The organism is Microvirga guangxiensis (assembly GCF_900102135.1).
In the GTDB taxonomy this organism is placed as follows: Bacteria; Pseudomonadota; Alphaproteobacteria; order Rhizobiales; family Beijerinckiaceae; genus Microvirga; species Microvirga guangxiensis.
Genome location: NZ_FMVJ01000016.1, coordinates 94,487 through 104,115, shown reverse-complemented (window position 1 = coordinate 104,115; position 9,629 = coordinate 94,487). Strand labels below are relative to the sequence as shown.

The window sequence follows — 9,629 nt, the reverse complement described above, 5'->3', positions numbered from 1 at the left end:
GCTTTCCGCCACCGACGCCTCGGGCGCGTCCCTCGCGAGAAGCAGACCGCCACACTATGGCCGAGCTTAGGACAGAAGTCAAGAACAAAGTGAGAACATGACAGCCGCTTCAACCAGAGCCGGGAACGTCAGACAAGCCTGGCGCGTGCTCCCTCCCCCTTGCGGGGAGGGAAACACGCGCTCCACCCCTCACACGTTCCCGGGTTCATCCGCAGCCTGAAGAGATGTCCTCGTTGCGTGCTGCGACGGCATGAAAGCAATGGCGGCATGGCGGCTGACAGGCGGGCGGAACCTCGGCTAGATAGCCGCATGACATTCCAACTCGATTCCCGGCTCGAGGCCGATACGATCCCGATCGGAGACCTTGCGCTCTCCTCGGTCCTGCTCCTGAACGACGCCCGGTTTCCCTGGTTCGTACTGGTGCCGCGCATCCCGGGCGTGAGCGAAATCACCGACCTCTCCGACGAGCAATATGCCCAACTCGCCGGTGAGATCCGCATCGCCACCAAGGTGATGCTGGCCTTGTCCAAGCCCGACAAGGTGAATGTGGGCGCCCTCGGCAATATCGTGACCCAGCTCCATGTGCATGTGATCGGCCGCTTCCGCTCCGACCCGGCCTGGCCCGGCCCCGTCTGGGGCCACGGCACCCGCACGCCCTATCCGGATCACGCGGTCACCGCCCTCATCGAGCGCGCCGCCGCTCTCTTCGCGGAAGCCTGATCATGACGCGCTCCATCGGCTACATCACGAACCCGCTCGCCCGCCATACCGCGGAACACGACCCGGAGGCTCTCGCCAACGCGGTCAGGAATCCGAAAAGCGCCCTGGTGCTGCTGGCAGGCGACCTGCCGGTTCTCCAGGCGGGCGAGCCGGGAACGGGCCTTCTGCCCTTGTCCGCCCTGATCCGCCTGCCTGGACACAAGGAACAGGTCCTTCTCGGCACCCTGAACGGCCATCCGGTCGTTGCAACGCTCGCCGCCCCCGAGGCTGCCGAGCTGTTCCAGGACGATCCCGCCTACAGCGTCACGGATCTGCGGGCGATTGCGACGCGCGGCCTCGTTCCGGCGGAGGAACTCGGCATTCTCGCCATGGCGAAGACCATGCTGGACTGGCACAACCGTCATCGCTTCTGCGCCAATTGCGGCGCGGCCACGCAAGCGGCCCAAGCCGGTTTCCGCCGCGATTGCGCGGCTTGCGGCGCCCAGCATTTTCCGCGCACCGATCCGGTGGTGATCATGCTGATCACGCGCGGCGACATGTGTCTCATGGGCCGCCAGCCGCGCTTTGCCGACAAGGTCTATTCGTGCCTCGCGGGTTTCCTGGAGCCTGGCGAAACCATCGAGGACGCGGTGCGGCGTGAGGTTTTTGAGGAGGCGGGCATCCGCGTGGGTGCGGTTCGCTATCTCACATCCCAGCCATGGCCCTTCCCGTCGAACATCATGATCGGTTGCATGGGCGAAGCGATCAGCGACGAGATCAATTTCGACCGCAACGAGCTGGAGGATGCGCGCTGGTTCTCGAAAGACGATGTGCGGCGGATGCTGGACGGCACGCACGAGGAATTCGCCGCGCCCTCGCCGATCGCAATCGCCAATCACCTGCTGCGGGAATGGGTGAAGGAGTAGCACCCTGCTCGTCATCAGCGGGCTTGTGCCGGTGATGACATGGAGTTGAATTTCCGAAGCCGATCCCGGATCTTCGCTGCGCTTCGTCCGGGAAGACGTGAGCGGCTACTCAGCCGCTTCCTTGATCTTCTCGCGGAACGGGTCCGCCGGATACACGCCGAGAATGCGCAGTTCGCGCGAGAAAAACTCGAGCTCCTCCAGCGCGCGCTTGAGGTTCACATCCTCCGGATGCCCATCGACTTCCGCGTAGAACTGCGTCGCCAGGAACTCGCCCTCCAGCATGTAGCTTTCGAGCTTCGTCATGTTGATGCCGTTCGTTGCGAAACCGCCGAGCGCCTTGTAGAGCGCGGCGGGCAGGTTGCGCACGCGGAACACGAAGGAGGTCACCGTCGGGCCGCTTCCGGCGGGCGCCCATTTCGGCGTCTTCGACAGAACAACGAAACGTGTGGTGTTGTGCGCTTCGTCCTCCACATCCTCGGCGATGATCTTCAGGCCGTAGAGCTCTGCCGCCATGCGCGGCGAGAGCGAGGCCCGGGTCGGGTCCTTCCACTCGGCGACCTGGCGCGCGGAGCCTGCGGTGTCGCCGGCCACATGCGCCTTCAATCCGAGCTTGCGGATGATCTTGCGGCATTGGCCGAGCGCATGCACGTGGCTGTACACGCTCTTGATCGTGCCGAGATCGGCCTCGGGCAGCGCCATGAGCTGGAAATGGATGGGCAGGAAGCCCTCTCCGATGATGTGAAGACCGGATGTCGGCAGGAGGTGGTGGATGTCGGCCACGCGGCCCGCGATCGAATTCTCGATGGGGATCATGGCGAGGCCCGCATCACCGTCCTTCACGGCGGCGAACGCATCCTCGAAGGTGGGGCACGGCAGCACTTCCCACTCGGGATACATGTCCGAGCAGATGATGTGGGAGTTGGCTCCGGGCTCACCCTGGAACGAAATAACCTGCTTCATACTGTCCTCCGGGCCGCGACGATCTCGCGGGCTCTGTCCAGGTCGTGAGGCGTATCGACGCCGAGCGGAACGTCGTTCACCACGACCGCGTCGATGCGCATGCCGGCCTCCAGGGCGCGCAGCTGCTCCAGCTTCTCGCGCAGCTCCAGGGGGGACGGCTTCATGCCGACGAAGCGCTGCAGGGCTTTGCGGCGATAGGCGTAAAGGCCGATGTGATGATAAAGCGGCCCCTCCCCGTAGGGCGCCGTGGCGCGGGTGAAATAGAGCGCCCTGAAGCGGCCGGGCGACACTTGAGCGCCCACCATCTTCACCACGTTGGGGTTGGTCTTTTCCTCCTCGCGCTCGATCACAGCCACGAGGGTCGCCAGATCGACGGAGGGGTCGGAAAGCGGGGTGATGGAAGCGGCGATTACCGACGGGTCCACGGTCGGCAGGTCGCCCTGGACATTCACCACCACGTCGTGGCGCCCCTCCGGATCCAGCTTTTCCACAGCCTCGAAGATGCGGTCGGAGCCCGAGGCATGGTCGGCGCGGGTCATGACCGCCTGTCCGCCCACCTTGGCCACGGCTTCGGCGATTTCCGGAGCGTCGGTGGCGATCGCCACCGGGCCGATCCCGGCCTCCATGGCGCGACGCCACACATGGACGATCATGGGCTCGCCCGCGATGTCGGCCAGGGGCTTGTTGGGGAGGCGTGTCGCCGCAACGCGGGCGGGAATGAGCACGAGAGGATCGGACATGAGGACTTCGTCGCAGGAAAATCTTGCGCGTCCTTAGAGCATCGGGCCTTGTTTGTCATGGGTTCTGCGGCACTTGTTCCATGGACCTCAGGCCATGCGCCAGCGTTTGAGACCAGAAGTGCGACCATAGGAGCGGCGAAATTCTCGAAGAGATCTAAAGAACCCCATTGTCAAAACCCCTTCTCTACGGCTAAGCAACGCCCCGTATCCTGCGGGTGTCGCCCGTGGAGCCGTTCTGTTTGCGCTGGGTTCGCCGTAACCAAGGCGAGGAGAGCCTGATTTATGAATATCGAGACCAATAAGATCCTGGGCGCCGTTTTCGGCACGCTTCTCTTCGTGGTTGGCGTCAAAGTCGTTGCCGAAGGTCTTTTCTCGCCTCATGCCCCTGCCGTTCCGGGCTATGATCTTCCTGCCGCCGAAGAAGCCTCCGCAGGCGGTGGCGGCGCGCCGGCCGCTCCGGCCGAGCCCCTCCCCGTTCTTCTGGCCAGCGCCGATGTGGCCAAGGGTCAGGCATCGGCCAAGAAGTGCGCCTCCTGCCACACCTTCGAGAAGGGCGGCGCGAACAAGGTCGGCCCGAACCTCTACGGCATCGTCGGCCGCCCCGTCGCCTCGCACGAGGGCTTCAACTACTCGAACGCCATGAAGGCTCATGGCGGCGACTGGACCTACGAGGCCCTGAACGACTTCATTCACAACCCGAAGAAGGCCACTCCCGGCACGATCATGGCCTTCGCGGGCATCTCGAGCGACAAGGAGCGCGCGGACCTGCTGGCCTACCTGCAGAGTCTGGCGGACAGCCCCGTTCCGTTCCCGACTCAGTGAGTCTCGGGCGAATACACCTGAATTTGACCGAAGCCGGGCCCCAAGCCCGGCTTTTGTTTTACCGGCTCTCCCTTGCGCTCGCCGTCGGCCGCACAAAAATGTAAACCTGACGACAGACGCCTCGTCCTTCAGGAGACGCCTTGTGATCCGTACCGTTCTGCCCAGCTTCCTGGCCGCCTGCCTTGCCTTCACTCCCCTCGCAGCCCAGGAAGCCCAGTGGCGGCATGGCGCGGCCCTTCTCGGAGAGCCCAAATACCAGCCCGGCTTCAAGCGGTTCGACTACGTGAACCCGGAGGCTCCCAAGGGCGGAACGGTCCGTCTCGGGGCGCAAGGCACCTTCGACAGCTTCAACATCGTTGTGGCTGGCGTGAAGGGCTCGCCCGAACAGGGCCTTGGCCGAATCTACGAGACACTGACCACGCCCTCCCTGGATGAGGCCAGCACCGCTTACGGTCTGCTCGCCGAGGCATTCGCCTTTCCCGACGATTATTCCTCCGTCAGCTTCCGCCTGCGCCCGGAAGCCAAGTGGCACGACGGGCAGCCGGTCACGGCGGATGACGTGATCTTTTCTTTCGAGGCCCTGAAGGCCAACAGCCCGACCTATGCCTTCTACTATGCCAACGTGACCAAAGCCGAGAAGACGGGCGAGCGCGAGGTGACCTTCACCTTCAACGAGAAGGGCAACCGCGAGCTGCCGCAGATCATGGGGCAGCTGGTGGTGCTGCCCAAGCATTGGTGGGAGGGCACGGCGCCGGACGGGCGCAAGCGCGACATCACGCAGACCACCCTCGAGCCGCCGCTGGGCTCCGGTCCCTATCGTCTCAAGAGCTTCGAGGCAGGCCGCAGCGCCACTTACGAGCGCGTGAAGGATTACTGGGGCGAAAATCTCAATGTGAACGTAGGCCAGGATAATCTCGACGAGATCCGCTACGAATATTACCGCGATGCGACGGTGCTGCTCGAAGCCTTCAAGGGCGATCGCATCGACTTCCGCACCGAGAACAGCGCGCGCAACTGGGCGACGGGCTACAACTTCCCCGCCCGCCAGGAAGGCCGCATCGTGCTGGAAGAGTTTCCTTATGCCGCCACCGGCATCATGCAGGCTTTCGTGCTGAACCTCCGGCGCGACAAGTTCAAGGACGAGCGCGTGCGCCGCGCCTTCAACCTCGCCTTCCCGTTCGAGGAGCTCAACAAGACGGTTTTCTACGGGCTGTACGAGCGGCCTTCGAGCTATTTCTACGGGCTTGAGCTGGCATCGTCCGGCCTGCCCGAAGGCAAGGAGCTGGAGATCCTCGAAACGGTGCGCGACAAGGTTCCCCCCGCGGTCTTCACCACGCCCTACAAGAACCCGGTCAACGATTCACCCGAGGCGATCCGCAACAACCTGCGCGAGGCCGACCGCCTGCTGCGCGAGGCCGGATGGGAGGTGAAGAACGGACGCCGCGTGAATGCCAAGGGCGAGGTGTTGAGCGTGGAAATGCTCGGCAGCACGCCCAACGACGAGCGTATCTTTCTTCCTTACAAGTCCGTCCTCGACCGGCTCGGCATCGTCACCACCGTGCGCACGGTGGACGACGTGCAGTTCACCAACCGCACCCGCTCCTTCGACTTCGACATCATCGGCAAGGTGTGGCCGCAATCCCTCTCGCCGGGCAACGAGCAGCGCGAATATTGGGGCTCGCAGGCAGCCCAGCGCGAAGGCTCGCAGAATCTCGCGGGCATCGCGGATCCTGCCGTCGATGCGTTGATCGAGAGGGTCATCTTTGCCAAGGATCGCGAGGAGCTGGTTGCGGCAACGAAAGCCCTCGACCGTGTTCTGCTGGCGCACAACTACGTCGTGCCACAATGGACATCGTTGAAGCAGCGCACCGCGCGCTGGAACCGCTACGGTCATCCGGAGAACATGCCGCGTTACGGCGGCGCGGCTTTCCCGACGATCTGGTGGTATGACGAGGCAAAGGCCGCCAAGACGGGAGCAGCGCGATGAGAACCTTCAGTCGCCGCGCCATCCTCAAAGCGGGCGCCGCCGGTGCTGCTTTGGGCATCCTGCCGAAGTCCGGCTTCGCCCAAGCCGAGGGCGAAACCGAAACCCACGGCCTCTCCGCTTTCGGCGATCTCAAGCTTCCGCCGGACTTCAAGCATTTCGATTATGTGAATCCCGCAGCCCCCAAAGGCGGCACGCTGGCGCTCCAGATCAAGCAGAGCAGCGGCAATCAGAACTTCGACACGTTCAACACGCTCAACATCTATGTGCTGCGCGGCGACGGCGCTGCAGGCATGGGCGCGACCTTCGACTCCCTCATGGCAGGCTCGGGCGACGAACCGGATTCGCTTTATGGCCTCGTTGCCAAAAGCGTTCGCATCTCGGGCGACAAGCTGACCTATCGCTTCGCCCTGCGCCCGGAAGCACGCTTCCATGACGGCTCGAAGTTGACGGCGAAGGATGCGGCCTTCTCCCTGAACATTCTGAAAGAGAAGGGTCATCCCGTTTATCGCGCTTTGCTGACGCAGATGGCCTCCGCCGAAGCGGAATCCGACGAGGTCCTGCGCGTCCAGTTCACGCCGCAGCGCAGCCGCGATCTGCATCTCGTCGTCGCGGGGCTTCCGATCTTTTCCGAGCGCTACTGGCAAGGCAAGGACTTCGAGGCATCGACCCTTGAAGCCCCCCTCGGCTCCGGACCCTACAAGGTCGGAAAATTCGAGACGGGACGATACATCGAGTTCGAGCGCGTGCCGGATTACTGGGCGAAAGACCTGCCGGTGAATGTGGGCCAGAACAATTTCGACCGCATCCGCTGGGAATACTTCCGCGACCGCACGGTGGCCTTCGAAGCCTTCAAGAACGGCACGCTCAACTACCACGAGGAATATACCTCGCGCGTCTGGTCGACAGGCTACGATTTTCCGGCCGTGCGCGAAGGCAAGGTGAAGAAGGAAGAGATCGAAAACGACTCGCCTGCGACCATCCAGGGCTGGTATTTCAACACGCGTCGCGAAGCGTTCAAGGATCCGCGCATCCGCGAAGCCATTGGGCTCGCCTTCGATTTCGAGTGGACGAACGCCAACATCATGTTCGGGCTCTACGAGCGCACCACGTCGTATTTCGAGAACAGCGACATGAAGGCGACGGGCAAGCCCTCGCCCGAGGAGCTTGCGCTGCTGGAACCGTTCCGCGCCCAGCTTCCGGCCACCGTGTTCGGCGAGCCTCCCGTGCCTCCGGTTTCCGATGGATCGGGGCAGGACCGGAAATTGCTGCGCCGCGCGGATGAGTTGCTGCGCGAGGCCGGATGCAAGCGCGAGGGCGGCGTGCTCAAGCTGCCGAACGGCCAGCCCTTCCGGATCGAGTTTCTCGATTCCCAGGCCGCGTTGCAGCCCCACACCCAGCCCTTCCAGGCCAACCTGAAGCGGCTGGGCATCGAGGCGTTCTCCCGCATCGTCGATGCCGCGCAATATCAGCGCCGCATGGAGGAATTCGATTTCGACATGGCGAGCCGCAACCTCTTCGGCGGATCGACTCCCGGAGACAGCCTGCGCGTGGTCTATGGCTCGGACGCTGCGAAGACGCCGGGATCGCAGAACATTGCAGGCATCAGCCACCCGGCCATCGACGCGCTCATCGACAAGGTCGCCAACGCCAAGTCGCGGCAGGAGCTCAATACCGCCTGTCGTGCTCTGGACCGGGTTCTCCGTTCGGGCCATTATTGGGTTCCCATGTGGAACCGACCCAGCGAATGGATCGCCTACTGGGACCAGTTCTCGCGCCCCGAAAAGAAGCCGCGCTTCGCCTCAGGCGCTCCGGGAACCTGGTGGTATGACGCCGAGAAGGCCAAGCGGATCGGGCGAGGATAAGGTTTGAACACGATTGTGACGGCTTCAGCCGTGACGGGCATGCCCCGTCTGCTCTTGCGTCTCGAAGGCTTGGCGCTGTTTCTTCTCGGCACTTGGTTTTTCTCTCAGTCGGGGCTGTCCTGGTGGCTCTACATCCTGCTGTTCTTCAGCCCCGACCTGAGCTTTGCAGGCTACATGGCAGGGCCGAAGGCCGGCTCTGCGATCTATAACGCTGCTCACACCACCCTCGGCCCGGCGCTTCTGGCAGGGCTCGGGCTGGTTCTGAACATCCCCCTCTTCTTAGGGCTCGCCGCCATCTGGGCCGCGCATATCGGGTTCGACCGCGTGGTGGGATACGGATTGAAATACGAGACCGCTTTCAGCGACACTCATCTCGGCCGCATCGGCCGCAACAGGGCGGATGCTTGATGCTGGCCTATATCGCACGCCGCATACTTCTCATGATTCCGACGATCCTCGGGATCATGCTCATTTCCTTCGTGCTCGTGCAGTTCGCGCCCGGTGGACCCGTGGAGCGCATCATCGCGCAGCTGCAGGGGCAGGATTCCGGCGCGACCTCGCGCATTTCCGGCGGTGGCGGCGATGTGTCCGGCGGCGGACAGAGCTCGGTGGGCGCAGGCGATGCCTCCACATCGCGCTATCGCGGGGCGCAGGGGCTCGACCCGCAATTCATCAAGCAGCTCGAAGCGCAGTTCGGCTTCGACAAGCCGGCCCATGAGCGCTTCTTCAAGATGCTGTGGGATTATGCGCGCTTCGATTTCGGCAAGAGCTATTTCCGCGACATCTCCGTGCTGGAACTGATCAAGGAGAAGCTGCCGGTCTCGATCAGCTTAGGATTATGGATGACGCTTCTGTCCTACGCCATCTCGATACCGCTCGGCATCAGGAAGGCGATCAAGGACGGTTCTTCCTTCGACATCTGGACTTCGGCCATCGTCATCATCGGCTATGCGATCCCGGGCTTTCTCTTCGCGATCCTTCTCATCGTGCTTTTCGCGGGCGGATCGTTCTGGCAAATCTTTCCCCTGCGCGGCCTGACCTCCGAGAACTGGGCCCTCATGCCGTGGTACATGCAGATCGTCGATTATTTCTGGCATCTGGTGCTGCCGATCACCGCCATGGCGCTCGGCGCTTTCGCCACCTCGACACTTCTGACGAAAAACTCCTTTCTCGATGAGATCCGCAAGCAATACGTCCTCACGGCGCGCATGAAGGGGCTGTCCGAGAGACAGGTGCTTTACGGCCATGTCTTCCGCAATGCCATGCTAATCGTGATCGCCGGATTTCCCGGCGCCTTCATCAGCGCCTTCTTCGCAGGCTCGCTGCTCATCGAGACGATCTTCTCCCTCGACGGCCTCGGGCTTCTCTCCTTCGAGTCCATTGTGAACCGCGACTATCCGGTGGTGTTCGCCAACCTCTACATCTTCTCCCTGCTAGGACTAGTGGTGAACCTGCTCTCCGATCTCACCTATACTTGGATCGATCCGCGGATCGACTTCGAGACGCGGGAGGCGTGAGATGAAGTACTCATGGACCCTGCTGTCATTCCCGGCCGGAGCGCAGCGGAGGGGAAGGGAATCCATAGCGCCGCGCGTGATCGTGGATCCCCTTCCCTCGCTGACGCTCGCCGGGG

General features: G+C 63.1%; 9 protein-coding genes. 7 read left to right on the top strand and 2 right to left on the bottom strand.

Features of this window, described 5'->3' with window-relative positions:
* The first annotated feature begins 309 nt into the window (after positions 1 to 309).
* On the top strand, positions 310 to 720 hold the full coding sequence (locus BLP10_RS20745) for an HIT domain-containing protein (protein WP_091139019.1): 411 nt from the start codon (positions 310 to 312) through the stop codon (positions 718 to 720).
* Between the two features lie 2 nt (positions 721 to 722).
* On the top strand, positions 723 to 1,625 hold the full coding sequence (nudC, locus tag BLP10_RS20740) for an NAD(+) diphosphatase (protein ID WP_091139016.1): 903 nt from the start codon (positions 723 to 725) through the stop codon (positions 1,623 to 1,625).
* Between the two features lie 105 nt (positions 1,626 to 1,730).
* Here the strand turns inward: nudC and BLP10_RS20735 are convergent, their stop codons facing one another.
* Positions 1,731 to 2,585, bottom strand: a complete 855-nt coding sequence (locus BLP10_RS20735; RefSeq protein ID WP_091139013.1) for a prephenate dehydratase — start codon at positions 2,583 to 2,585, stop codon at positions 1,731 to 1,733.
* Entirely contained in the window at positions 2,582 to 3,325 is a 744-nt protein-coding gene (locus BLP10_RS20730) for a 3-deoxy-manno-octulosonate cytidylyltransferase (RefSeq protein ID WP_091139011.1), read from the bottom strand. The genes BLP10_RS20735 and BLP10_RS20730 overlap by 4 nt, the downstream gene beginning before the upstream one ends.
* 282 nt (positions 3,326 to 3,607) lie before the next feature.
* Here BLP10_RS20730 and BLP10_RS20725 point away from each other — a divergent pair, with 282 nt between their 5' ends.
* The 5 genes from BLP10_RS20725 to BLP10_RS20705 all read left to right on the top strand — a co-directional run bounded on the left by BLP10_RS20725 (position 3,608) and on the right by BLP10_RS20705 (position 9,513).
* The gene (locus BLP10_RS20725; RefSeq protein ID WP_091139008.1) at positions 3,608 to 4,147 is read left to right on the top strand and encodes a c-type cytochrome; all 540 of its coding nucleotides are present in this window, start codon (positions 3,608 to 3,610) and stop codon (positions 4,145 to 4,147) included.
* A gap of 142 nt (positions 4,148 to 4,289) precedes the next feature.
* The gene (locus tag BLP10_RS20720; RefSeq protein WP_091139006.1) at positions 4,290 to 6,134 is read left to right on the top strand and encodes an extracellular solute-binding protein; all 1,845 of its coding nucleotides are present in this window, start codon (positions 4,290 to 4,292) and stop codon (positions 6,132 to 6,134) included.
* A complete protein-coding gene (locus BLP10_RS20715) occupies positions 6,131 to 7,996 on the top strand; it encodes an extracellular solute-binding protein (protein ID WP_091139004.1) in 1,866 nt (621 codons plus the stop codon). Before BLP10_RS20720 ends, BLP10_RS20715 begins: the two co-directional genes overlap by 4 nt.
* A 39-nt stretch (positions 7,997 to 8,035) precedes the next feature.
* Positions 8,036 to 8,404, top strand: a complete 369-nt coding sequence (locus BLP10_RS20710; RefSeq protein ID WP_091139042.1) for a DUF4260 domain-containing protein — start codon at positions 8,036 to 8,038, stop codon at positions 8,402 to 8,404.
* Positions 8,404 to 9,513, top strand: a complete 1,110-nt coding sequence (locus BLP10_RS20705; RefSeq protein ID WP_091139001.1) for a microcin C ABC transporter permease YejB — start codon at positions 8,404 to 8,406, stop codon at positions 9,511 to 9,513. The genes BLP10_RS20710 and BLP10_RS20705 overlap by 1 nt, the downstream gene beginning before the upstream one ends.
* Positions 9,514 to 9,629 lie beyond the last annotated feature (116 nt).